The 23,598-nt window shown below is 72.9% G+C and carries 26 protein-coding genes, 2 rRNA genes and 1 pseudogene; 10 read left to right on the top strand and 19 right to left on the bottom strand.

Features of this window, described 5'->3' with window-relative positions:
• Positions 1–17 precede the first annotated feature (17 nt).
• The 3 genes from VFG42_RS06850 to VFG42_RS06860 are packed head-to-tail and all read left to right on the top strand — an operon-like array spanning position 18 to position 2,466.
• Positions 18–842, top strand: a complete 825-nt coding sequence (locus VFG42_RS06850) for a metal ABC transporter permease (protein ID WP_324906634.1) — start codon at positions 18–20, stop codon at positions 840–842.
• Complete coding sequence (locus VFG42_RS06855; protein WP_324906636.1) at positions 839–1,594, top strand: metal ABC transporter ATP-binding protein; 756 nt, start codon at positions 839–841, stop codon at positions 1,592–1,594. Before VFG42_RS06850 ends, VFG42_RS06855 begins: the two co-directional genes overlap by 4 nt.
• Positions 1,594–2,466, top strand: coding sequence for a metal ABC transporter permease (locus VFG42_RS06860; protein ID WP_324906638.1), 873 nt, complete (start codon positions 1,594–1,596; stop codon positions 2,464–2,466). Before VFG42_RS06855 ends, VFG42_RS06860 begins: the two co-directional genes overlap by 1 nt.
• Here the strand turns inward: VFG42_RS06860 and VFG42_RS06865 are convergent.
• Both VFG42_RS06865 and efeO read right to left on the bottom strand, forming a co-directional pair.
• On the bottom strand, positions 2,408–2,893 hold the full coding sequence (locus tag VFG42_RS06865; RefSeq protein WP_324906640.1) for a Fur family transcriptional regulator: 486 nt from the start codon (positions 2,891–2,893) through the stop codon (positions 2,408–2,410). The genes VFG42_RS06860 and VFG42_RS06865 overlap by 59 nt on opposite strands.
• A 64-nt stretch (positions 2,894–2,957) precedes the next feature.
• Positions 2,958–4,919: an iron uptake system protein EfeO gene (gene efeO, locus VFG42_RS06870; protein ID WP_324906642.1), complete on the bottom strand. Its 1,962-nt coding sequence runs from the start codon at positions 4,917–4,919 to the stop codon at positions 2,958–2,960.
• Between the two features lie 72 nt (positions 4,920–4,991).
• On the opposite strand from efeO, the gene VFG42_RS06875 reads away from it, so the two are divergent.
• Together VFG42_RS06875 and VFG42_RS06880 are read left to right on the top strand one after the other, a co-directional pair.
• Complete coding sequence (locus tag VFG42_RS06875; protein ID WP_324906644.1) at positions 4,992–5,591, top strand: hypothetical protein; 600 nt, start codon at positions 4,992–4,994, stop codon at positions 5,589–5,591.
• Between the two features lie 47 nt (positions 5,592–5,638).
• Entirely contained in the window at positions 5,639–6,415 is a 777-nt protein-coding gene (locus tag VFG42_RS06880; protein WP_324906646.1) for a 3-oxoacyl-ACP reductase family protein, read from the top strand.
• A gap of 194 nt (positions 6,416–6,609) precedes the next feature.
• On the opposite strand, the gene VFG42_RS06885 is transcribed toward VFG42_RS06880, so the two are convergent.
• The 13 genes from VFG42_RS06885 to murA all read right to left on the bottom strand — a co-directional run bounded on the left by VFG42_RS06885 (position 6,610) and on the right by murA (position 16,392).
• Complete coding sequence (locus VFG42_RS06885) at positions 6,610–7,359, bottom strand: glutathione S-transferase family protein (protein WP_324906648.1); 750 nt, start codon at positions 7,357–7,359, stop codon at positions 6,610–6,612.
• Between the two features lie 22 nt (positions 7,360–7,381).
• A complete protein-coding gene (locus tag VFG42_RS06890) occupies positions 7,382–7,735 on the bottom strand; it encodes a hypothetical protein (RefSeq protein ID WP_324906650.1) in 354 nt (117 codons plus the stop codon).
• A gap of 51 nt (positions 7,736–7,786) precedes the next feature.
• Positions 7,787–8,077, bottom strand: coding sequence for a hypothetical protein (locus tag VFG42_RS06895; RefSeq protein WP_324906652.1), 291 nt, complete (start codon positions 8,075–8,077; stop codon positions 7,787–7,789).
• Positions 8,078–8,083: 6 nt separating this feature from the next.
• Positions 8,084–8,641: a cupin domain-containing protein gene (locus VFG42_RS06900; RefSeq protein ID WP_324906654.1), complete on the bottom strand. Its 558-nt coding sequence runs from the start codon at positions 8,639–8,641 to the stop codon at positions 8,084–8,086.
• A 155-nt stretch (positions 8,642–8,796) separates the two neighbouring features.
• Positions 8,797–9,228 carry a hypothetical protein gene (locus VFG42_RS06905; protein WP_324906656.1) on the bottom strand — a complete coding sequence of 144 codons (432 nt, stop codon included), beginning with the start codon at positions 9,226–9,228 and terminating at the stop codon, positions 8,797–8,799.
• The gene (gene hisF / locus VFG42_RS06910; RefSeq protein ID WP_324906658.1) at positions 9,225–9,992 is read right to left on the bottom strand and encodes an imidazole glycerol phosphate synthase subunit HisF; all 768 of its coding nucleotides are present in this window, start codon (positions 9,990–9,992) and stop codon (positions 9,225–9,227) included. Before hisF ends, VFG42_RS06905 begins: the two co-directional genes overlap by 4 nt.
• A gap of 132 nt (positions 9,993–10,124) precedes the next feature.
• Positions 10,125–10,904 carry a 1-(5-phosphoribosyl)-5-[(5-phosphoribosylamino)methylideneamino]imidazole-4-carboxamide isomerase gene (hisA, locus tag VFG42_RS06915; protein WP_324906660.1) on the bottom strand — a complete coding sequence of 260 codons (780 nt, stop codon included), beginning with the start codon at positions 10,902–10,904 and terminating at the stop codon, positions 10,125–10,127.
• Positions 10,901–11,548: an imidazole glycerol phosphate synthase subunit HisH gene (gene hisH / locus VFG42_RS06920; RefSeq protein WP_324906661.1), complete on the bottom strand. Its 648-nt coding sequence runs from the start codon at positions 11,546–11,548 to the stop codon at positions 10,901–10,903. The genes hisA and hisH overlap by 4 nt, the downstream gene beginning before the upstream one ends.
• A 13-nt stretch (positions 11,549–11,561) precedes the next feature.
• Entirely contained in the window at positions 11,562–12,158 is a 597-nt protein-coding gene (gene hisB / locus VFG42_RS06925; protein WP_324906663.1) for an imidazoleglycerol-phosphate dehydratase HisB, read from the bottom strand.
• Positions 12,155–13,399 (bottom strand): histidinol dehydrogenase, encoded by a 1,245-nt coding sequence (hisD, locus tag VFG42_RS06930; RefSeq protein WP_324906665.1) that lies wholly within the window; start codon positions 13,397–13,399, stop codon positions 12,155–12,157. Before hisD ends, hisB begins: the two co-directional genes overlap by 4 nt.
• On the bottom strand, positions 13,396–14,076 hold the full coding sequence (gene hisG, locus VFG42_RS06935) for an ATP phosphoribosyltransferase (RefSeq protein WP_324906667.1): 681 nt from the start codon (positions 14,074–14,076) through the stop codon (positions 13,396–13,398). The genes hisD and hisG overlap by 4 nt, the downstream gene beginning before the upstream one ends.
• On the bottom strand, positions 14,073–15,014 hold the full coding sequence (hisZ, locus tag VFG42_RS06940) for an ATP phosphoribosyltransferase regulatory subunit (protein WP_324906669.1): 942 nt from the start codon (positions 15,012–15,014) through the stop codon (positions 14,073–14,075). Before hisZ ends, hisG begins: the two co-directional genes overlap by 4 nt.
• Positions 15,015–15,090: 76 nt before the next feature.
• Positions 15,091–16,392, bottom strand: a complete 1,302-nt coding sequence (gene murA / locus VFG42_RS06945) for a UDP-N-acetylglucosamine 1-carboxyvinyltransferase (protein WP_324906671.1) — start codon at positions 16,390–16,392, stop codon at positions 15,091–15,093.
• A gap of 64 nt (positions 16,393–16,456) precedes the next feature.
• Here murA and VFG42_RS06950 point away from each other — a divergent pair, with 64 nt between their 5' ends.
• The gene (locus tag VFG42_RS06950; RefSeq protein WP_324906673.1) at positions 16,457–17,065 is read left to right on the top strand and encodes an HDIG domain-containing metalloprotein; all 609 of its coding nucleotides are present in this window, start codon (positions 16,457–16,459) and stop codon (positions 17,063–17,065) included.
• 10 nt (positions 17,066–17,075) lie between these two features.
• Entirely contained in the window at positions 17,076–18,290 is a 1,215-nt protein-coding gene (locus VFG42_RS06955; RefSeq protein ID WP_324906676.1) for an MFS transporter, read from the top strand.
• Here the strand turns inward: VFG42_RS06955 and VFG42_RS06960 are convergent.
• Positions 18,272–18,610, bottom strand: coding sequence for a hypothetical protein (locus tag VFG42_RS06960; RefSeq protein WP_324906678.1), 339 nt, complete (start codon positions 18,608–18,610; stop codon positions 18,272–18,274). The genes VFG42_RS06955 and VFG42_RS06960 overlap by 19 nt on opposite strands.
• Positions 18,611–18,669: 59 nt before the next feature.
• On the opposite strand from VFG42_RS06960, the gene VFG42_RS06965 reads away from it, so the two are divergent.
• From VFG42_RS06965 to VFG42_RS06975, 3 genes and pseudogenes are all read left to right on the top strand, one after another.
• Entirely contained in the window at positions 18,670–19,779 is a 1,110-nt protein-coding gene (locus VFG42_RS06965) for an isocitrate/isopropylmalate family dehydrogenase (protein ID WP_324906680.1), read from the top strand.
• Between the two features lie 589 nt (positions 19,780–20,368).
• A pseudogene (locus VFG42_RS06970) lies at positions 20,369–20,655 on the top strand (ArsR/SmtB family transcription factor).
• The gene (locus VFG42_RS06975) at positions 20,652–21,044 is read left to right on the top strand and encodes a VOC family protein (RefSeq protein WP_324906684.1); all 393 of its coding nucleotides are present in this window, start codon (positions 20,652–20,654) and stop codon (positions 21,042–21,044) included. Before VFG42_RS06970 ends, VFG42_RS06975 begins: the two are co-directional and overlap by 4 nt.
• 9 nt (positions 21,045–21,053) lie before the next feature.
• Here VFG42_RS06975 and VFG42_RS06980 read toward each other — a convergent pair whose 3' ends face one another.
• The 3 genes from VFG42_RS06980 to VFG42_RS06990 form a co-directional block, all read right to left on the bottom strand.
• The gene (locus VFG42_RS06980; RefSeq protein WP_324906686.1) at positions 21,054–21,776 is read right to left on the bottom strand and encodes a GNAT family N-acetyltransferase; all 723 of its coding nucleotides are present in this window, start codon (positions 21,774–21,776) and stop codon (positions 21,054–21,056) included.
• 1,120 nt (positions 21,777–22,896) lie between these two features.
• Positions 22,897–23,013, bottom strand: a 5S ribosomal RNA gene (gene rrf / locus VFG42_RS06985).
• 77 nt (positions 23,014–23,090) lie between these two features.
• A 23S ribosomal RNA gene (locus VFG42_RS06990) occupies positions 23,091–23,598 on the bottom strand; the annotation flags it as partial.

Here is a 23,598-nt window from a genome sequence, read left to right on the forward strand (position 1 = left end):
CCTATACTCGCCGGGTCGTGCCCGCCCCCTTCGACCTGCCCTTCGTCCAGCGCGCCGTCGTCGAGATCGTGCTCCTGGCCGTCGGCTCGGGGATCCTCGGCACGTGGATCGTCCTGCGGGGCCTGAGCTTCTACGCCCACGCGGTCGGGACCGCCGCCTTCCCGGGCCTGGTGCTCGCCGACGGGCTGGGCTTCTCGCCGCTGCTCGGCGCGCTGGCCACGGCCGGGCTGGTCGCGATCGGCGTGACGGCGATCGCCGCGCGCGGGCGCGCCGAGTACGACTCGGCGACCGCGCTGGTGCTGGTCGGCGCGCTGGCCGCGGGCGTGATCCTGGCCAGCGACGTCTTCCACTCCCAGGCGAGCGTCGAGCGCATGCTGTTCGGCTCGCTGCTGGTCATCGGCTCCACCGACCAGGTCGTCGCGGCGGCCGTCGGCGTCGCCGTGCTGCTGGCGGGCGCGCTGCTGGGCCGCCGCTGGCTGGCCGCCGGCTTCGACCGCGACTCGGCGCGGGCGCTCGGCGCGCGCTCGGCGCTGCCGGACTTCGTGCTGCTGGCCCTCGTGGCCGCCTGCGCGGTCGCGGCGCTGGACGCGATCGGCGCGCTGCTGTCGACCGCGCTGCTCGTCGTGCCCGCCGCCACCACCCGCCTGGTCGTCGACCGCCTGCGCCCGTGGCAGGCGGCGACCGTCGCGCTCGTGCTCGTCGAGGGCGTCGCGGGGCTGTGGATCTCGGTCGAGGTCAACGCGCCGCCCGGCGCGACGATCGCGGTCGTCGGCGGCGCGGTCTTCGCCGCGACCGCCCTGGCGCGCGGCGCCCACCTGCGGCTCGGGACGGCGACGTCATGACCGATGCGCTGCTGGAGGTGGCCGACCTGGCCGCCGGCTACGGCGGTGAGCCGGTGCTGCGCGACGTCGCGTTCACCGCGCGGCCGGGGCAGCGGATCGCCGTCCTCGGCCCCAACGGCGGCGGCAAGACCACGCTGTTCCGGGCGCTGCTGGGCGAGCTGACGCCGTCGGCCGGGACGCTGGAGCGCCCGGCGCGGATCGGCGTCGTCCCCCAGACCGAGCGCTCGCGCCTCGACTTCCCGGTCTCCGCGCTGGACGTCGCGCTGATGGGCACGCTCTCGACGCTGCCCTGGTGGCGGCGGCCGAGCCGCGCCGACCGCGCCCGCGCGCGCCAGGCGCTGGCCGACGTCGGCCTCGCCGAGCGCGTCGACGCGACGTTCGGCGACCTCAGCGGCGGCCAGCGCCAGCGCGTGCTCGTCGCCCGCGCGCTGGTCCAGGACGCGCCGGTCCTGCTGCTCGACGAGCCCTACGTCGGGCTCGACACGCCGTCGGCCGCGCTGCTGGACCGGCTGCTGCTGGACCTCGCCGCGTCGGGCCGCGCGCTGCTGATCGCCACCCACGACGTCGAGCAGGCCCGCGACTGGGAACGCGTGCTGTGCCTCAACCGGCGCCAGATCGCCTTCGGCGCGCCCGACGACGTCCTCACGCGCGAGACGCTCGCGCTGACCTACGGGACCGAGCTGGTGGAGCTGCCCGCGGGCGACCGGTGCGTGCTGCCCGGCCACCACGCGCACGACCACGGCGCGGCCTGATGCTCGCCACCGTCTGGCACTCGCTGGTCGAGCCCTGGCAGCAGTCGATCGACCGCCGCGCGTTCCTGGAGGTCGTGCTGCTCGGGCTGACGGGCGGCGCGCTGGGCTGCTGGATCGTCTTCTACAACTTGTCGTACTCCACCGAGTCGCTGGCGCACGCGCTGCTGCCGGGCCTGGTGCTCGCCGCGCTGACCGGCCTCCCGCTGATCCTCGGCGGCGCGGCCGGCCTGGTCGTCGCCGCGCTGGCGATCGCCGCCGCCGCGCGGACGCCGGTGCTGGGTCGCGACACCGCGGTCGCCGTGGTCGTGACGGCGTTCCTGGGGCTCGGGGCGCTGCTGGCGCTCTCCCCCAGCACGCCCGCCGGCCTCGGCGAGCTGCTGTTCGGCGACGTCCTCGGCGTCTCGGACACCGACCTCCTGCTGGCCGGCGGTCTGGCCGTCGTCGTGCTGGCCGCGCTGACGCTGCTGCACGGGCGGCTGCTGCTGGTGGGCTTCGACCGCCTCAACGCCTCCGCGCTCGGCGTGCGCGCCGGGACCGTCGACGTCGCGCTGCTGCTGCTGATCGCCGGCGCGCTGCTGGTCGCCGTCCAGGGCCTGGGCAACCTGCTCGTCGTCGCCGTCCTCGTCGGCCCCGCCGCCTGCGCCCGCGCGGTCACCCGGCGCATGTCCACCATGATGCTCGCGGCCGCGGCGATCGCCGTCGGCGCCGGGATCGGCGGGATCTACCTGTCCTACTACGCGGGGACCGCGGCCGGCGCGTCGATCGCCGCGGTCATGGTCGGCGCCTACGCGGTCGCGCTGGCGCTCGGCGCGTCTAGCGGGCGCAGTCTCGGCACGCGCCGTGGAGCACCACGTCGTGCTCCGCGACCGTGAACGCGACGCGATCGGCCAGCGCCTCGATCGACCGCTCCAGGTCGGGATCCTCGAACGGGATCACCTGACCGCAGTCGTCGCAGACCATGTGATGGTGATGGTTCTCCTCGCGCGCGGCCTCGAAGCGCGCCAGGCCCTGGCCGACCTCGACGCGCGTGATCAGCTTCAGCGCCTCGAGCTCCTCGAGGATCCGGTAGATCGACGCCCGCGCGACCGGACGGCTCGCGCCGCCCTTGAGCTGGTCCTCGATCTCCGCCGCGCTCAGCGCGCACGACTGCGCGTCGAGCAGCCCGATCAGCGCCGCGCGGGCACCGCCACGCCGGTAGCCGGCGTCGGCCAGCGCCGACGCGGCCCGCTCGGCCCACGGCTCGCCGGTGGCGCCGTGGTCGTGACCGTGGCCGTGGTGGTTCGTGCTGCTGGGACCCATTCCCATCTGAGGGTATCGGGCGGCGCTCGGCGTCGGGCCGCGGAGCGCGCCCGGGCGCCGTCCCCTAGGACTCCAGCTTCGACGCGACCTTCGACAGCGGCTCCGCCAGCGCGTCGACCAGCTGCGACAGCTGCTTGCGCTGCGCGCTGTCCACCGTGTCGTAGCTCGGGAACGTGCCGCCCTGCTTCAGCTTGTCCAGCGCCGCGTTGACCGCGTCGAAGCGCGAGGCGATCGTCGTCGCCAGCGCCGGATCGGACTTCTTCAGCGCCGGCGCGAGCAGCCCGAACGCCGACTCGGAGCCCGCCACGTTGGCCTCGAAGTCCGAGAGGTCCGTGTGCGAGTAGCGGTCCTCCTCGCCGGTGATCTTCGACGCCGACACCTCGTCCAGCAGGCCGTTGGCGCCGTTGGCCAGCTCCTCGGGCTGGTAGGTCAACCCGGTGGTCTTGGTCTGCAGGCGCTTGACGTCGACCAGCAGCTTGTCGGCGATCGGCTCCAGGCCCTTCGTGGTCTTCTTGACCCACAGGCCCTGCTCGATCCGGTGGAAGCCCGTCCAGGGCGTGCCCTTCGCGACGTCGTTGACGCGCGCGTCGATCTCGGGGTCGAGGTTGCCGAAGGACTCGGCGACCGGCTCGATCGTCTCGTACGGCGCGCGCGTGGAGGCGAACAGCGACTTGGCCTGCTCGAGGTCGCCGGCCTTGACCGCGTCGACGAACTTCTGCGTGCGCGACACCAGGACCTTGGTCTGGGCGGTCACGTAGGAGGCGTAGGACGCCGTGGCCGACTTCAGCAGCGGGTCGTCGGACCCGGCCGCCGCGACGGCGCTGCCGCCGACGGTCAGGACGCCGGTCGCGTTGGTCTTGCCGCCCGGGCAGGACAGCGCGTACTCGCCCGGCTCGAGGTTGACCGTGAACGAGCCCGACAGGCCGGCGACGAGGTTCTCCTTCTCGCCCAGGATGCGCGAGCCGCTCAGGACCTCGAACTCGCTCACGCGGCCCGTGCCGCCGTTGGTGACCTTGAACTCCACCCGGCCGGCGTCCAGCTTCATCTGCGCCGGCTCGCAGCCCGCGTCGGTCAGCTTGACCGCGACCTGCTTGGTGCTCCCGCCCCCGGCCGCGGAGCCGGACGACTTGTCCGAGCCGCACGCGGCGAGCAGCAGGGCGGCGGCGATCACGAGCGTCGACGCGATGACGGTGGACTTCATGCGGCCCTCCTTGGCGGGCTTCTTCTTGCGCGCGGGCCACAAGATGTAGGTGATGGCGGGGACGGCGTACAGCAGGTAGCCCACGACCTCGACCGTCGTCGGCTGCGGCTGGAGGCCGAGCATCCCCGTGAGGAGCGCCGCGGTCCACGTGCCGGGCACGACCAGCCAGGTCAGGTCGAGCGCCTGGTCCTGGCCGAAGTTGATCCAGCCGGCCTCGTGCGCGGTGTGCAGCGTCGAGGCGACCAGGCCGGCGGCCACGAGCGCGAGCACGAGGCCGGTGAAGCGGAAGAAGCGGGTCAGGTTGAGCTTGATCCCGCCGCGGTAGATCGCGAAGCCGATGACGATCGCGGCCAGCAGGCCGAGGATCGCGCCCGTGCCCGCGGTGGCCGGGTCGTCGGTGTGCTGGAAGACGGCCAGCAGGAAGACCGCGGTCTCCAGGCCCTCGCGGAAGACCGCGAAGAACGCCATGCCGATCAGCGCCTTGACCGAGCCGTCGCGCAGCGCGCTGGCGGTGTGCTCGCGCAGCTCCTTGCCGAGCCCGGCCGCGTTCTTGCGCATCCAGACGAGCATGAACGTGACGATGCCGACGGCGACCGCGCCGACGATCGTCTCCAGCCCCTCCTGCTGCTTCTGGGGCAGGTCCTCGTCGATGATCTGCAGGATCACGCCGATCGCCAGGCAGATGGCGCCGGCGGAGAGCACGCCGACCCAGACCCAACGCAGAGCGTCCTGGCGTCCCTCCTGGCGGAGGAAGGTCGCGATGATCGAGACGATGAGGGCGGCCTCGACACCCTCGCGCAGGCCGATCACGAACGTCGGAAGCATTCGCGAGATCTTAGGGACACCTAAGCGGCGATGTCGGGTTCCCTAATAGGTGGGCGCGATAGCGTGCGCGCGATGACGCGGATCGTGGAGCACCCGCTGGGGCTCAGCTGGGTCATGGAGGAGCCGATGCAGCGCGGTTCCCACGCCATCGTCGACGCGGGACGCGTCTGGCTGGTCGATCCCGTCGACGACGCGCGGGCGCTGGGCCGGGTGGCGGAACTTGGCGCGCCCGCCGCCGTGGTCCAGCTGCTGGATCGCCACAACCGCGATTGCGCGGCGATCGCGGCGCGGCTGAACGTCCCGCACCTCAAGGTGCCCGACGCGGTCCCGGACGCGCCGTTTCAGACGCTGCGCGTGATCCGCAACCGGTTCTGGCGCGAGGCCGCGCTGTGGTGGCCGGAGCGTCGCGGGCTGGTCGTCGCCGAGGTGCTCGGCACCGTCCCGGCCTTCGCGGTCGGCGACGGCGCGGTCGGCGTCCACCCGATGGTGCGGATGACGCCGCCCGGCCGACTGCGCGGGATGGCGCCCGAGTGGCTGCTGGTCGGCCACGGGCCACCGGTGCACGGCCCGTCGGTGGCGGCCGACGTCGACCGCGCGATCGCCCGCTCGCGCCGGGACGCGCCCAAGTTGGTGCTGAAGCTTCCGTCGCTGATCCGAGACGCCCGCCGGTAGGCGTCTCCCCCAACCCGAACCAACCCAACCCGATCGAGAGAGGCCCGATGTCCCCTGCCCTGTCCCCCGTCGCCGACGCGTTCCGCCTCGACGGCAAGGTCGCCGTCGTCACCGGCGCGTCGTCCGGCCTCGGCGTCGCGTTCGCCCAGGCGCTGGCCGAGGCCGGCGCGGACGTCGCGCTCGGCGCCCGCCGCGCCGATCGCCTGCAGGACACCAAGAAGCTCGTCGAGGACGCGGGCCGCCGGGCGATCACGGTGCCGACCGACGTGACCAGGCCCGAGGACGCCCAGCGGCTGATCGACGAGACCGTCGCCCAGCTCGGCCGCGTGGACGTGCTGGTCAACAACGCGGGCATCGGCACCGCGGTCCCGGCGACGCGCGAGACCCCCGAGCAGTTCCGCGACGTCATCGACATCAACCTCAACGGCGCCTACTGGTGCGCGCAGGCCGCCGGCAAGGTGATGGAGCCGGGCAGCAGCATCGTCAACATCTCGTCGGTGCTCGGGATCACGACCGCCGGGCTGCCGCAGGCCGCCTACAGCGCCTCCAAGGCCGGGCTGAACGGCCTCACCCGCGACCTCGCCCAGCAGTGGACGGGCCGCAAGGGCATCCGCGTCAACTCGATCGCTCCGGGCTTCTTCGCGAGCGAGATGACCGACCAGTACCCGCCGGAGTACCTCGAGATGATGAAGTACCGCATCCTCGCCGGCCGCACCGGCGACCCCAAGGAGCTGGCGGCGACCGTCGTCTTCCTCGCCTCGCCGGCATCGGGCTACATCACGGGCCAGACCCTGCCCGTCGACGGCGGGCTGACGATCACCTAGGACGCGCCGGCCGACGGTCGGCAGGACGTTGCGCGCGATCCCCGGACTCGTCGCGCGCCCGGAGCAGCCACGCCTGGGCGAACGTCTCGGCGTGAGGTCGTGGACGGCGTCGGGTCGCGCGTCTGGCGTGGCAGCCCGGCGAGGATGCGCGCGGCGTGACGGTCGTGGAGCGCGCGGCCGCCGGCCGCGCCGCGTTACGCCGACGGCACCCAGCCTGCCGGGAACGCGCCGACCGGCACGAGGCCCGGCCGCTCGTCGAACCACCTGCGGGCGACCTGCTCGGCCGGGCGGCCGTCGATCAGCGCGCGGACGTCGCCGACCGTGCGCAGGACCGCCAGCGTCGAGCCGATCTGCAGGTCGGCGGCGTTGGGCTGCTCGCCGGCGAGGACGCCGTCGGCCACGTAGGCGTCGACGCGGTCGAGCTTCGCGGGCAGCCCGGCGAGGTCGTCGGCCAGCCGGACCGCGGTGAGCTTGTGGTACTTCCACGTGCCGCGGATCAACTTGATGGCGAAGTCCGTGCCCGCCGGGTCCAGGGGCGGCGCGTCGTGCGCGGCGAACGTCCCGGCCGCCTCGGGGCGGAAGTGCAGCGAGCCCCACGGCAGGCTGCGGCCCAGCGGCTGCAGCTCGGCGTCGCCCCAGGCCATCGCCTCGACGACCCGCTCCCCCAGCTCGCCGTCGGGGAACAGCGACGGCTCGGGCGCGATCGCCTCCAGCCGCTCCAGGATCGCGTTGGAGCCGTGGACCGGCTCGTCGTCGATCACCGCGCCCGGGACCGTCGTGCGCTCGGCGCCGTAGATCTCCGCCATCCGCTCGACGTGCGCGCCGGGCTGCAGCTCGACGCGCTCGTAGTCGAGGCCCTTGAGCTTCAGCGCCGCCTCGACCGCGGCGCAGGGGTGCGACGGCCCGAGCAGGTGGAAGACGATGCGCGGCTGCGTGGCGGACATCCGCGCATCGTATGGGGATCTCCTAGAGCAACGCCATGTCCGGGTCGTGCAGCATGAAACCCGCCGCGTCGAGGATGCCGCGCGCGTCCAGCCGGCTCAGGCGCGCGGTCAGGTCGGTGTCCGCGCTCTCCCAGGCCGCGACCGACGCGGTCTCGTCGATCGGCTTGAGCCCGGCGTCGGCGGGGTCGTCCAGCGCCTGGCGGAACCACGCCAGGTCGTCGGAGATCCGCCGCGGGCGCTGGGCCAACGCCCGCGTGTCGGGGTTCCACGGGTCCTCGCCGCCGCGGCGCTCGGGAACGCCCGGCGGTCGCTGCAACGCCATCCCGAGCGCGCCCATCCAGTCCGGCCGCGGCTGCACCAGCTCCAAGATCGCCATGCGCCCGGTCCTTCCCGTTGCGACGGGAAACTGAGCATCGGATGTCGGCGGTCAGCGCTCGAGGTACAGGCACAGCTCGCCGGCGCGCGTCGACCACCACGTGTGCTCGGCGCCCGGCGGGACCGCGATCGTCCCACCCTCCTCGACGACGTTGAGCACGCCCTCGACCACGATCGCCATGCGCCCGCGCAGGACCGTGAAGCGCTTGGCGGCCTCCGGGTCGACCTGCGGCTCGCGCCGTCCGCGCCCGGCGCCGAAGACGCGTAGCTCGGCGCGATGGCCGTCCAGCCAGGTCAGCTGCTCGCCGTTGGCCGGGTTGGTGACGATGCGGGCGGGCGACATGGTGTCCTACACGGCGGCGGCCTCGAACGGCGGATCCCCCAGCAGCTCCACGCCGTTGAGGAACGCGGTCTGCTGGACGGCGATCGCGGCCGCCGGATGCGGCGGCGCGGTCGCGGGCGGCGGCAGCTTGCGGCCGGGCGCCGGGACGCTCAGCGCCCGGAAGTAGCGCTCCTGGCCGGCGGGGATGCCGAAGATGATGAGCTTGACGTCGTCCTCGGCGCGCAGCGCGTGCGGCGTCTCGCGTGGGATGAAGACGATGCCGCCGGCGCCGACGGCGTGCTCGTCGCCGTCGATGTGGACGACCAGCGTGCCGGACAGGACGTAGAGCGTCTCATCGTCGAAGGGCTGGCGGTGCAGCGGCGTGTCGGCGCCCGCGGGCATCTCGATCTCGACCAGCGAGATCCGCTCGCCGGTCTGGGCGCCGGTCAGGCGCAGGTCCACGAGGCGGTCGCGGTACCACCGCAGCTCGCCGTCGCCGGGGAGCGCGACGGTCGGCACGGCCTCGGGAGTCGGGGAGGTCGGGGAGGTCGGGGAGGTCGGGGAGGTCGGGGAGGGAGCGGTCATGGCGGCAACTGTGAACGTCGGCCCTTGCCGCCCCCTTGCCATCGGCGAGCCGGCCCCCGCACCCCGCTTGCCGCTCACTTGCCGCAGCGGTGAAAGCCCTGCAAATCGAAACTACAGGCGACCGTTCGGCGGCACCGGCGCGCGCGGAGCCTGGCTCAGGCGCCGACCGCGCCGAGGGCCTCGACGGCAAGCTCGTGCTGCCGGGGCGTCAGCCGGATGTGCGACTGCTGGGACATCGAGCGCGGCGGCACGCCGATCGCCTCGACCGGCGGCGCGTTCTCCAGGTGCGGGATGACGACCAGCGGCTCGATCGCCACCCACCACGGCCACCGCTGGGATCGGGGAGCGCCGCCGGGCGGCGCGGCGTCGGAGGGCTCGGTGGTCACCTCGGCGATCGCGAACACGCGCTTCCAGACCGACGCGTACAACACGAGCCGATCGCCCGGGCGCATCCGCGGACGGCGCGGGAAGCCGGTGCGCGAGAGCCGGACCGCCGCGCGCTCGGGGTCGGCCAGCCAGGCCTCGGGCAGCGGGCCCTTGGCGTGGCCGACGGCCTTCAGCCAGTGGCCGCGCGGCTCCGGCGTCAAGGCCGGACGGAGACACCCGCCGCGACGAGGCGCTGCTTGGCCTCCTGCACGGTGTGCTCCCCGAAGTGGAACAGCGACGCGACCAGCGCGGCGTCAGCGCCGGCCTCCAGCGCGTCGACGAGGTGGTCCAGCGAGCCCGCGCCGCCCGAGGCGATGACCGGCACGTCCACGGCCTCCGCGATCGCGCGGGTCAGGTCGAGGTCATAGCCGTCCTTGGTGCCGTCGCGGTCCATCGAGGTCAGCAGGATCTCGCCCGCGCCGCGCCGGACGCCCTCGACCGCCCACTCGACGGCGTCGCGCCCGGTCGGCGTGCGCCCCCCGGCGACGAAGACCTCCCAGCCGTCGGGCTGCGAGGCGTCGACCCGGCGCTTGGCGTCGATCGCCAGCACGACGCACTGGGAGCCGAAGTGCTCGGCCAGCTCGTCGATGAGCTCGGGCCGCGCGACCGCCGCGGAGTTGATGGACACCTTGTCGGCCCCCGCGTCCAGGACGCCCTGGGCGTCGGCGACCGAGCGGATGCCGCCGCCGATCGTGAACGGGATGAACACGTTGTCGGCCGTCCGACGCGCGAGGTCGACGATCGTCTCGCGCCCCTCGTGCGTGGCCGTGATGTCGAGGAAGATGACCTCGTCGGCGCCCTCGGCGTCGTAGCGCTCGGCGAGCTCCACCGGATCGCCCGCGTCACGCAGCCCGACGAAGTTGGTGCCCTTGACGACGCGGCCGTCGGCGACATCCAGGCACGGGATCACGCGCTTGAGGTGCATGTCCCGCGGAGTCTAGGCGCCTGACGCGCACACGGCCCTCCGCGATCCGGGTCACTCCCGACGTCCATGGGACGTCCGCAGTGACCCGCATCTCGGTGCGCCCCGCGAGGCGCGCGCGGGCGCGCCCGGCGGTCAGTCGTTGGCCGGCACCGCGCGGTAGGGCTTCTTGTCGGCCTTGTCGGCCGCCTCGGGCTGCAGCGCCTGCTGGCCCTCGGCGATCGTGAAGCGACCTTCGTACAGGGCCTTGCCGGCGATGACGCCGCCGAGGTTGACCTGGCGCAGGTCGCGCAGGCCGCGCAGGTCCTCCAGCGAGCCGATGCCGCCGGAGTAGATGAAGCGCCCGCGCACGACCTGGGCGATGCGCTTGACCGCCTCGAAGTTGATGCCGCCGAGCATGCCGTCGCGGTCGACGTCGGTGTAGACGAACGAGCGCACGCCGCGGTTCTGCAGGCGCTCGATGACGGCCGCGGCCGGCATCTGCGTCGTCTCCTGCCAGCCGGACGTCGAGACGTTGCCGCCGCGCGTGTCGACCGACACGATCGTCCGGTCGCGGAACGCGCCGAGCACGTCGTCGAGGAAGTCGATGTCGTTGAACGCCGCCGTGCCGAGGATCACGCGCTCGGCGCCGGCGCGCAGCGCGTCGCGGACGGCCGGCAGCGACCGCAGCCCGCCGCCGTACTGGACGGGCACGTGCAGCTCGGAGGCGATCCGCTCCAGGTGATCCAGCGACTTCGGCGAGCCCGTGCGCGCCCCGTCGAGGTCCACGACATGCAGGAAGCGGGCGCCCGCCTCGACCCACGCTCGCGCCGCCTCGAGCGGCGAGTCCTCATAGACGGTGACTTGGTTGAAGTCACCCTTGACCAGCCGGACCGCCTTGCCCTCGCTGATGTCGATCGCCGGATACAGGATCAAGCTGCCGTCGCCTCCACTGACGTACAGACCCGCACGAAGTTCGCCAGGAGGGCGATGCCGTCGCGCGAGGACTTCTCGGGATGGAACTGGGTGCCGAACACGTTCCCGCGGCCGACCACGGAGGCGAACTCGCTGCCGTAGTCGCTGATGCCCAGGGCGATCTCGCTGTCGAGGTCGATGCCGGGAACGAAGCTGTGGACGTGGTAGAACGGCGCCGGGTCCGGCAGGCCCTCGCTCAGCGGCGACGGGCGCGACCAGCGCACGTTGTTCCACCCGATCTGCGGGACCTTCTGCCCGCGGGTGTCCAGCGGCACGATCTCGCCGGGCAGCAGCCCCAGCCCCTCGTGCTCGCCGAACTCATAGGACTTCTCGAAGAGCAGCTGCATGCCCAGGCACGCGCCGAGCACCGGCACGCCCTCGGCCGCGCGCTCGCGGATCAGCGCGGTCAGCCCGCTCTCGTCCAGCGACGCCATCGCGCGACCGAACGCGCCGACGCCCGGCACGACCAGGCCGTCGGCCGCGCGCAGCGCGGCGTGGTCGCCGGTGAGCACGACCGTCGCCCCCGCCCGCTCCAAGGACTTCTCCATGGAGCGGCGGTTGCCCATGCCGTAGTCGACGAGGCCGAGCGTGACGCCCGCGGTCATGCGCGCGCCTCCGTCAAGAGGTCAGCGTCCCCTTGGTCGACGGGACGCGGCCCTGCTCGGCCGGGTCGATCGCGATCGCCGCGCGCAGCGCCCGCGCGAAGGCCTTGAAGATCGCCTCGATCATGTGATGGGCGTTGGTCCCCGCCTCGAGCGTGACGTGCAGCGTCATCTTCGCCGCCGACGACACGGCGCGGAAGAACTCCTCGGCCAGCTCGTGGTCGAAGTTGCCGGTGCCGCCGCCGGGCAGGTCGACCTCCCAGGCCAGGAACGGCCGGCCCGACAGGTCCAGCGCCACCGACGCTCGCGCCTCGTCCATCGGCACGACCGCGTGGCCGTAGCGGAAGATCCCGGCGCGGTCGCCCAGCGCCTGGTCGAGCGCCTGGCCGAGCACGATGCCGGTGTCCTCGACGGTGTGGTGCGCGCCGGTCTCCAGGTCCCCCTGGACGTCCACGACCAGGTCGAGCCGCCCGTGCCGCGCCAGCAGGTCCAGCATGTGGTCGAGGAAGCCGACGCCCGTCTCGCGGGTCCCGGCGCCCTCGCCGTCGAGGCCGAGCGTCAGGCGGACGTCGGTCTCCTTGGTCTGGCGGGCGATCTCGGCGGTGCGCGTCATCGCGGGGGATTCTCTCGAACCCGCATCGACTCCGCGTGCCGGGTGAAGCCCTCGGCCTCCGCGATCGGCACGCCCGCCTTCGCGAGCGCGCCCGCGGCGCCGTCGATCCGCACCACGCTCATGCGCCGGCGGAACTGCCGCGTCGACAGCCCGGACGTGAAGCGCGCCGCGCCGCCGGTCGGCAGCGTGTGGTTGGACCCCGCCACGTAGTCGCCGAACGCGGTGCCGCTCTCGCGCCCCACGAACACGCAGCCCGCGGAGCGCACCTCGTCGACGACCGCCTCCGCGCCCGCCCCCACCAGCTCGAGGTGCTCGGGCGCGAACGCCTCGGCGACCAGCAGCCCTTCCGCGATCGAGGACGCCAGCACGACCGCGGTCGCCGCGTCCCCCTCCTGGCCGGCGGCCAGCCGCGCCGCGACGTCGTCGGCCAGCGCCGCGTCGTCGGTCACCAGCGCCGCGATCGTCCCGACGCCGTGCTCGGCCTGCGCGACGAGGTCCGCCGTGACCAGCGCCGCGTCCGCGTCGGCGGAGGCCAACACCAGCAGGTCGGACGGGCCCGCGAAGCCGTCGATGCCGACGTCCCCGCTGACCTGGCGCTTGGCCTCCTGCACGTACAGCGAGCCCGGGCCGGCGATGACGTCCACGCGCGGGACCGAGTCGGTGCCGTAGGCGAACGCCGCGATCGCGTGGGCGCCGCCCATCCGCCAGACCTCGTCGGCGCCGCACAGCGCGGCCGCCGCCAGGATCGTCGGGTGCCCGCCCGGCGCGCAGACCGCGACCTCGTCGACGCCCGCCGCCCGCGCGGTGACCACGCCCATGACGACCGTCGACGGGTACGGGTTGCGCCCGCCCGGCGTGTAGATCGCCGCGCGCCGCACCGGCGTCTCGCGGATCGTGACCGTCTGGCCCTGGGGCAGCTCCACCAGCTTGTCCGCGGCCAGGCCCGCCTCGGCGACCGCGCGCACGTTGGCGATCGCGACCTCCAGGCCGGCCCGGACCTCCGGGTCCAGCTGCGCCAGCGCCGCCTGCAATTCCTCGTCGGAGACCCGCAGCGCGCCGGTGACGCCGTCGAAGCGCTCGACGTACTCCAGCAGCGCCTGCTCGCCGCGGGTGCGGACCGACGCCACGATCTCGTTGACGGTGCCGGAGACCGACACGCCCGCCGGCGCCAGGGCCCGCAGCGCCTCGGCCGCGGCGGTCGCCCCGCCGCCGGCCTCGACCTCGAAGCGCTCGACGCTCATGCCGCCGAGGCCGAGGACGTCGGGGCGACGGCGTCGCGCATGCGGCGCGTGAGCTCGTCGATGGCGGCGGACTTCAGCTTGTGGGCCACGGGGTTGGCGATCAGGCGGGCGGTCGAGGCCAGGATCTCCTCGCGGATCACCAGGCCGTTCTCCTTGAGGGTGGTGCCGGTCGCGGTGAGGTCGACGATCGCCTCGACCAGGCCGGTCAACGGCGCCAGCTCGACCGACCCCTTCACCTCGACGATCTCGACCGCGCGGCCGGTCTCCTCGAAGTAGCGCGTGGCGATCTTGTAGTACTTGGTGGCGACGCGCATGACGCCCAGGCGGCGCAGCGCCTCGGACGCCGGGTCCGGCTCGCCCTCCGGCGTGGCGACCGTCGCCAGGATCATCCGGCAGGGCCCGAGCCCGAGGTCGAGCAGCTCGACGACCTCGCGCTCCTCCTGCTCGGTCAGCACGTCCTTGCCGGTGATGCCGACGTCGGCCGCGCCCGCCTCCACGTAGGTCGGCACGTCGGACGGCCGCATCGTGACGATCCCGACGTCCTCGAAGAGCAGCTTGCGGTCGTTGGCGCGCACCTCGGCGGTGTCGACGCCGACCGCGTCGAGCAGGTCGAGCGTCTCGCGCAGCATCGCGCCGCGCGGCACCGCGATCGTCAACCGGTCCGGATCGCGAGTCATGCGACCGCCTCCTCGCCCGCCAGCGCCAGGTGCACGCGGTCGACGTTCAGCGCGAAGCCGACCGCCGGCAGGTCGCGCCCGAAGCGCGCCAGCAGGTCGTCGTAGCGCCCGCCGCCGCCCAACGGCTCGCCGAGCGCCGGGTCCAGCACGTCGAAGACCGCCCCCGTGTAGTAGCCCAGGCCCCGGGCCAGCCCGAGGTCCAGCACGATCCGGTCGGCGACCGCCGCGGGCAGCCCGGCCACGATCGCCCGCAGCCCGTCGGCCTCGCCGCCGGTGACCTCGTCGAGCACCCCGGGACCACCGCGCAGCTGCGGCACCCGCACCAGCGCGTCGTTCAGCCCGTGCTCGCCGACCAGCCGCTCGAGACGGACGAAGTCGCTGGCGCCCAGCGCGGCGAGCAGCCCCTCGCCGACGTCGGCGGGCACGTCGAAGGTCTCCATCAGCGCCGGGTAGAGCGACGCGCTGCCCAGCGCGATCCGGTAGCCGGTCAGCCCGGTCGCGTCCAGCGCCTCGCACAGCAGCGTGAGCGCCTCGACGGTCCCGTCCGGCCCCTCGGAGCCGAGCAGCTCGACGCCCGCCTGCAGGAACTCGCGGTTCTGCCCACGGTGCGGGCGCACGCCGCGGTAGACGTGGGCGAAGTAGCAGAAGCGCAGCGGCGGATCGGCGTGCGCGTAGCGCGTCGCGGCGACCCGCGCGATCGGCACGGTCATGTCCGGTCGCAGCGCCATCACGTGCCCGTGGTCGTCGAAGACGCGGTAGGCCGGGTCCACCCCGGTCTCGCCGCGCCGCAGGACGTCCTCGAACTCGATCGTCGGCGTCCAGACCTCGCCATAGCCCCGATGCTCGAACACGCCCCGCATCGCCTCGGTGATCGCGCGCAGCTCGCGCATCTCGTCGGGCAGGACGTCTCGCGTCCCGTTGGGGATCGGGTGGATCATCGGAGTCCGCAGACTACGAGACCACGTGGCCCGGAAGACGCGCGGGGTGTGACAGAAGTGCGAACTTCGCCGCGGGCTAGGCCAGCGCGGGCTGCTCGGCCACCCGCTCGATCGACGCGCCCAGCTCGCGCAGGCGGTCGTCGATGCGCTCGTAGCCGCGGTCGATCTGGCGGATGTTGCCGATCTCCGTGCGCCCCTCGGCGCACAGCGCGGCCAGCAGGACGGCCATGCCCGCGCGGATGTCGGGCGACTCCACGCGCGCCGCGCGCAGGCGCCGCGGCCCGTGGATCAGCGCCCGGTGCGGGTCGGCGATGAAGATGTTGGCGCCCATCGCGATCAGCTTGTCGCAGAAGAACAGGCGCGACTCGAACATCCACTCGTGGACCAGGACCTCGCCCTCGCTCTGCGTCGCCAGCGCGACCGCGATCGACGTCAGGTCGGCCGGGAACGCCGGCCACGGCCCGTCCTGGACCTTGGACGTGTGCTCGCCCATGTCGCGCTCGACGACGAGCTTCTGCCCGCCGGGCACGATCACGTCGGCGCCGTCCAGCTGGGTCTCCAGCCCGATCCGCTTGAAGACCAGGCGGATCATCCGCAGGTCGTCGGGCTCGGTGTCCTTGATGCGGATCTCGCCGCCGGTCATCCCGGCCATCGCCATGAACGACCCGATCTCGATGTGGTCGGGGCCGATGTCGTGCGTGGTCCCGCCGAGCGCGTCCTGACCCGTCACGTGCATGACGTTGGAGCCGATGCCGCGGATGTCGGCGCCCATCTTCACGAGCATCCGCGCGAGGTCGACGACGTGCGGCTCGGAGGCCGCGTTGAAGATCTGGGTCTCGCCCGGCGTCAGCGCGGCGGCCATCAGGGCGTTCTCGGTGCCCATGACCGACGGCTCGTCCATGAAGATCTCGCCCGCGCGCATGGTGCCCGCGAGCTTCAAGATGGTGTGGTCGTGCTGCTCGATGCGCGCGCCCAGCGCCCGGAAGGCGTCCAGGTGCGGGTCCAGGCGCCGGCGGCCGATGACGTCGCCGCCGGGCGGCGGCATGTCGGCGCGGCCGAAGCGCGCCAGCAGCGGGCCCGCGAGCAGGAACGACGCGCGGATCTTGCTCGAGATGCGCGGATCCACCTGCGAGTCCGCGGTGATCCCCGCGGCGCAGATCGCGACCTCGTGGTCCCCGCGCCACTCCACGGTGGCGCCGAGGTCCTCCAGGAGGTCGAGCATGGCCTGCACGTCCCGGATGCGCGGGACGTTGCGCACGACGACCTCCTCCGAGGTCAGCGCGGAGGCGGCGAGACAGGGCAATGCGGCGTTCTTGTTGCCGGCCGGGACCACGGTCCCGGACAACGGCGCGCCGCCGTCGATGACGAACTTCTCCATACGGTCGAAGCGCCCGGATCGGCTCGATGCGGCGGTCGCGGGGCGCTGGGCTAGGGTAACAGCCATGTCGTCGCAGCTTTCGCGGGAGGACGCGTGGGACCTCCTCACGGAATGGGTGCAATCGCCGAGCCTGCGCAAGCACTGCCTGGCCGTCGAGGCCTCGATGGTCGCCTACGCGCGCAAGAACGGCGAGGACGAGGAGCGGTGGGCCGTCGCCGGTCTGCTTCATGACGCCGACTACGAGCGCTACCCCGACCTCGACGACGCCGAGAACGGCCACCCGCGGACGATCCTGCGCACGCTGCGCGAGCGGGACGTCGACCCCGAGATCGTCGACGCGATCGCCGGCCACGCGCCGTTCTTGGGCGTGGCGCGCGAGACGCCGATGGCCAAGACGCTGTACGCCGTCGACGAGCTGTCGGGGTTCATCGTGGCCTGCGCCTACGTGCGCCCCGAGGGCATCCACGGCATGACGCCCAAGTCGGTCAAGAAGAAGCTCAAGACGCCGGCGTTCGCCGCGGCCGTCAACCGCGACGAGGTCCGCGAGGGCGCCGAGGAGCTCGGCGTCGACTTCGACGAGCACATCCGCACGATCATCGCCGCGCTGGAAGACCGGGCCGACGAGCTCGAGCTGCACGGCAAGAGCGCCGCGGAGCCGGACCCCGCCGCCTGAGGCCGCGCGAGTGAACGGCGCCCGCGAGCGCTACGCGCGCGTCCTGCGCGTGCCGCACGCCCGTGCGCTGCTGCTGGCCGAGCTGCCCGCGCGGCTGCCGATCGGGATCAACGGCCTGGCGATCGTCCTGTTCTGCCGCGAGCACACCGGCTCCTACGCGTCGGCCGGCGCGGTGGCCGCCGGCTTCGGCGCGGCCGTCGGGCTGTCGTCGCCGCTGATCGGGCGCCTGATCGACCGCCGCGGGCTGGCGCCGGTCGTCGTCCCGTTCTCGTTCCTGCACGCCGCCGCGATGGCCGGGCTGGTCGCCCTCGGGCTGGCGGGCGCGCCGCTGGGCGTGCTGATCGCGCTGGCGGCCGCGGCGGGCGCGTTCATCCCGCCGCTGGGGTCGATCTCGCGCGCGATGTGGCCGCGGATCCTCGCCGACGAGGAGCCCGGGCTGCTCTCGACCGCGCTGGCGTTGGAGGGCGTCCTGGTCGAGCTGATCTTCGTCAGCGGCCCGCTGCTGACCGCCGCGCTGGCGGCGCTGCTGGACCCGGCCGCGGCGCTCGTGCTCTCCCCCGTGCTGTTGTTGGTGGGGTTGGCCGGGTACATGGTGCAGCCGCCGGTTCGCGCGTGGGTCGTCAGCGCGCACGCGGCGGCGCACGGCCCGTGGGGCGCGCTGCGCTCGGCGGGCATCCGGACGCTGATCCTGACGACCGCGCCGATGGGCTTCTGCTTCGGCGCGATGGAGGTGACGCTGCCCGCGTTCAGCGAGCACGAGGGCTGGCGCTCGCTGTCCGGCGTGCTCGTCGCGACGTGGTCGCTGGGCAGCGCGCTCGGCGGCCTGGCCTACGGCGCGCGCTCGTGGTCGGGGTCACCGGGACGGCGCTACGCACGCTTCGCCGCGCTGCTGCCGCTCGGGTACCTCCCGCTCGCGCTCGCGCCGTCGATGGTCGTCATGGGCGTGCTGGCGCTGATCGCCGGCTGCTGCATCGCCCCCACGCTGACGGCGGCCAACCAGATCGCCGGCGACGTCGCGCCCGCCGGAGCCGAGACCGAGGCCTACACCTGGCCGACGATGGCGCTCGTCGCGGGGATCGCCGCGGGCAACTGGGCGGCGGGCGCGATCGTCGAGGGCGTCAGCTGGCAGTGGGGCTGCCTGGCGGCAGCGAGCGCGGCGGGGGTCGCGGCCGCGCTGGCGGCCACGCGCTGGCGCACGCTCAGCGCTCAGGAAGCGGCTTTGTAGCGGCCGCCGCCCTTGGCCCAGGCCTCGAGATGCTCCAGGCGGCAGAACGCGTCGCCGATCCGGTGCTGCCCGCGATGGCGGACGACCAGGATGCGCTCGACGCCGAGCGGATCGCCGCACAGCGCGCAGCGGCCGAGGGCGTCGTCGGGCTCGCCGCTGGGGACGATCCGGCCCTGGTCCCACGCGGGACCCTGGATGATCCACGGCACCATGTGCTCCAGGCGGCAGAAGACGGCCTTGCGGCGCTCCTCGGGCTCGGCGACGCGGAAGCCGTCGTCGGCCGGGACCGGGGTGCCGCACCAGCTGCAGGGCTCGGGCATCGCTGCCATGCAGGGTAGCCGCGCCGCCGTCGGACCGGCACAGTGGCTACTTTGGGTGCGTGTCCAACGAACCGCTGACGATCACCATCCTCGAGGGCGACGAGACCGGGCAGGAGCTGCTGGAGCAGTCGCTGCGCGTCCTGGACCCCGAGGTCGTCGGGCTGCCGATCGAGCTCGAGCGCTTCGACCTGTCGTTGGAGCGCCGGCGCGAGACCGGCAACGGGATCGTCGAGGAGGCGGCCGCGGCGATGCGCGCGTCCGGCCTGGGGATCAAGGCCGCGACGGTGACGCCGGAGGGCAAGGACGACGTCGGCTCGCCGAACCGGATCGTCCGCGAGGGCGTCGACGGCAAGGTGATCATCCGGACGGGCCGGCGCATCCCGGGCGTCACCCCCGTGGCGGGCGTCTACCTGCCGATCAGCGTCGTGCGCATGGCGGTCGACGACGCCTACGGCGCCAAGCAGTGGCGCGAGGGCGACGAGGGCGCGCCGGACGAGATCGCCTACCGGACCGAGAAGATCTCGCGCTCGGTGTGCAGCGCGGTCGCCGAGTACGCGTTCCGGACGGCCAAGAAGACCGGCGGCAAGGTGTACGGCGGGCCGAAGTGGACGGTCTCCCCGGTGTACGAGGGGATGCTGAAGGAGGAGATGGACCGGGCGGCCGAGCGCCATCCGGACGTCTGGTACGAGCCGGTGCTGATCGACGCGACCTACGCGGGCCTGATCTCCGGCGCCGCCGACTCGCCGCTGGTGATCCCGGCGCTGAACCGCGACGGCGACTGCCTGAGCGACCTCGTGATGCCGATGTTCGGCTCGATCGCGGGCGCCGAGAGCGTGCTGCTGGCCTTCGACGAGGACTTCCGGACGACGGTCGCGATGGCCGAGGCGCCGCACGGCACGGCGCCGGCGCTGCAGGGCAAGGACATCGCCAACCCGATGGCGATGCTGCTGGCGTGCGGCGCGGTGCTGAACTACGCGGGCGACCGCGGACACGCGGGCGCCGAGCGCGCGTCGCGCGCGGTGTACGAGAGCGTGCTGGAGGCGGTCGCCTCGGGCGTCCGGACGCACGACCTGGGCGGCGCGGCGGGGACGACGGAGTTCACCGACGCGGTGGTCGAGCGGGTCAAGACGAAGATCGAGGTCTGGTCCTCGCTGGGCTCGACGGTCTAGCGCGCGGCCGCGCGGAGCGGCCGGCCCCGCAACTTCTGTTGCAGGATTGTCGCGCAAATTCCGCATTCCCAAGCCAAATCTTGGCGCTTTCGCCAGGCGAACACGTGTTCTGGCCGGTTCCGTCCGACCGCCCGAATAGCTTGCCGAACACATGTTCTCCCCAACCGCAGATCCCCGGACGGCGCAGCGCTCTTGGCGTGGGACCGTCCGGCGTGCCGTCGACCTGGTCGTCGCATTCGCCACGCTCGCTGACGAGCTGCCGCCGCGCTTCCACGCCGACGACCTCGCGGAGGCCCATCCTCACCGCCGTCCGCTCCGCGCGCCCTCACGCGCGGGTCGCCCCGGCGGGGTGCCTCAGCGAGCGCACTCCTGCACGACGCCAGTGGCCTCGCGCCCGCGGCATCGCGCTCGAACCAGCGTGCGGTGACATCCTCAGGTAGTTGTCGTACTTGCGCCCCAGCTGGGAGGCCGTGGGCGCACCGGGAGACGATGGGCAAACAGCGAGCGGGCCGCCAACAGGCGGCCCGCGGCGCGTTTCACGCGGCCTCCGATTGACCGGCAAGTGCCACCTTGCCTATCGTCCGGCGGCGTGGGAGACGCCTTCAGAGCCCTCGCGGATCCCACGCGCCGAGCGATCCTCGACGAGCTGACCGACCGCTCCGGGCAGACGCTGTTCGAGCTCCGCGCGCGGTTGACCATGCGCCATGAGCGGTCGCTGTCGCGCCAGGCGATCTCGCAGCATCTCGACGTGTTGGAGCGGGCCGGGCTCGTCGAACCCGCCGCGAGGGCCGATGCAAGTTCCATGACCCGCAGCCGGCGCCGCTGGCGACGCTGACCGACCGCTGGCTGCGCCCGACCGAGACGGAGGAGCCGTGAAGATCAACCTCACCAGCGTCCTGGTGGACGACCAGGACAAGGCGCTGAAGTTCTACACCGAGATCCTCGGCTTCGAGAAGCGCACCGAGATCCCGCTGGGCCCCACGCACCGCTGGCTGACGGTCGTCTCGCCCGAGCAGCCCGACGGCGTCGAGCTGGTCCTCGAGCCCGACGCGCACCCGGCCGCCAAGACGTTCAAGGCCGCGTTGGTGGACGACGGCATCCCCTACACCTCGTTCGCCGTCGACGACGTCGAGGCCGAGCACGCCCGCCTGACCGCCCTCGGCGTCGGCTTCACGCAGCCGCCGACGACCATGGGCGCGGTCGTGACCGCCGTGCTGGACGACACCTGCGGCAACCTCATCCAGCTGCACCAGACAACGAGCTGAGCGCGGCGGTCAGACCGACCGGTAGTGGTAGCTGTGCGCGACGTGCAGGCGCCGTCGCGCATACAGCGTGAGCGCCGCCTCGTTCTCGGCCTCGACCTGCAGGTACACGCCGCGCGCGCCCGCTTCGGCGCCCCAGTGCTCCAACGCATCCATGACCTTCGTCGCGATGCCCTGGCGTCGAGCGGCCGACGCGACCGTCAACGAGAACACGCCCAACCACCCTTCGTCGACCATGCCGATCCCCACGGCGACCGGCGCTCCGTCCGGCGTGTCGACCATGGCGAACCGTGCGCGCCCATCCAGCTGCGACAGCACCAGCTCCGCGGTCGCGCGGGCACCGTCCCCTCCCCCGACCGCCTCCCAGGCCTCGACCCACGCGCCGTCCAGCGCGCCCAGCCGGACCCCCTCGACCCGACGACCGCACGCGATCGCGCCGGCCAACACGAACGTCCGGCCCCCGAACGTCATCCCGCGGTCCTCCAGGGCCTCGTCCAACCGCAGATGCACCTCCGCCGGCGACACCTGCACGACCCCGTCGAAGCCCAACTCCTCCGCCGTCGCCAGCGCAAGCTCGACCGTCCTCACCGCCCTCCCCGAGTCCACCGGCGGCAGCAGCGAGTTCGACCGTCGCCTGTCCACCCCCTCCGTCCGGCGCAACCACCACCCCTCGACCTCTTCCACCTCTTCCGCCGGCCACGCCCGCCTCGCCACCCTCTCGATCGCGAACGACACCTCCGGATCGAACCGACTCCTCAAACCCGTCATCACCCGCACGCTATCCGGACGCCGAAGCGCGGAAGAGGGATCCGCGCCACACGCCCTCACCACGGGTTGCAGTCACGTTCGAGTCACCTCACCGGCGCCATACGGGCGCAACAGCTCGACTTCACTTCAATTCCGCCACGCCGGGCGATGACACAAAACACCACGCCGAGCGCCCGGCGACCAGCATGCGACCCCGATCACGTCCAGGTTGAAAGCCGGTGACGACCCGACCGACGTTCCGGACTCCGGCAGGCCTGGCACGTACAGGCAGAGGGCAGCGCTCGTCGGGCGCGAATAGGCCGGGCGCTGGACGGGCCACGGGCGGACGACCTGAGCCCGCAGGCGCGTGCGCGCTAGACGGGATCCGGACAGACGCGCGATCCGCGCACGCGGTGAGCCACGTCCACAGCCGGCGTCGGCGAGCGCACATGGCTGCCCCAAGCGACCGGGCCAACAGCACAGCAGGGCAGCGCGGGCGCCAAGAGCAGTGACGCCACGGACGGCCGGGGCGTAGCCCAAGCCGAGGAAGGTCGGCAATCTGTGACGTCGTCATCCGACCGCAGCGTCAGCAGCAGGATCGGTGCCAACGACGCCCGCCAGCCGCGGGCAGCGACAACGGCGCGCAACGCTCGCGGCACCGCGAGGAAGCGCGACCCGGAGTGGCGGTGGCGATGTCACGAAGTGACGACCGGCCCGCAGCGACGGCACCACCACCCTCACCCCCGCGACGACAGAGCGCGACCGCGACGCAGCAGCGGTCAGCAGCAACGCTCTGCGCCCGAGGCGGGAAGCTGCAGGCGGGGCTGCCAGGCCTGAGGCGGCGCGAGAAGCGGGACTCCGAACGAGCCCGCGCGCAGCGCGGCGGGACCGCAGGCGCGACATGGGGGACAAGGCGCGCCAGACCGCAGGCGCGACGTCGTGAGGAACAAGGCGTGCGGGACCGACGGGCACGGGAGGCCTCAGGCACGCGGGGCGCGAAGGCACGCGGGGCGCGAAGGCACGCGGGGCGCGAAACGCGACGAGCCGCCCGAGGGTAGCCGAAGCGTTAAATGCGACGAGCCGCCCGAAGGCGGCTCGTCTGACATTAAACCGGCGGCGTCCTACTCTCCCGGGCCCTTGCGGGCCAAGTACCATCGGCGCTGAGAGGCTTAACTTCTCTGTTCGGAATGGGAAGAGGTGTTTCCCTCTCGCCAAAGCCACCGGAAACTCACGAGAGTCCCGGCGGCCCCTCAAAACCGCACAGCCCACCACATTGGTAATTCACAGACGAAAGAAAATAAAACCGTCAAGCCCTCGAGCCATTAGTACCAGTCTCCTTCGCACGTTACCGCACTTCCAGATCTGGCCTATCAACCTGGTGGTCTACCAGGGCTCTTACTCTCTCAAGGAGATGGGAGAGCTCATCTTGAGGCTGGCTTCCCGCTTAGATGCCTTCAGCGGTTATCCAATCCGCACGTAGCTAACCTGCTATGCCCTTGGCAGGACAACAGATACACCAGAGGTGCGTTCACCCCGGTCCTCTCGTACTAGGGGCAAATCCTCTCAACTCTCCAACGCCCACGGCAGATAGGGACCGAACTGTCTCACGACGTTCTGAACCCAGCTCGCGTACCGCTTTAATGGGCGAACAGCCCAACCCTTGGGAGCGACTCCACCCCCAGGATGCGACGAGCCGACATCGAGGTGCCAAACCGGGCCGTCGATGTGGACTCTTGGGCCCGATAAGCCTGTTATCCCCGGAGTACCTTTTATCCGTTGAGCGACGGCACTTCCACTTGCTACCGCCGGA

This window comes from Baekduia sp. (genome assembly GCF_035685985.1).
GTDB lineage: Bacteria > Actinomycetota > Thermoleophilia > Solirubrobacterales > Solirubrobacteraceae > Baekduia.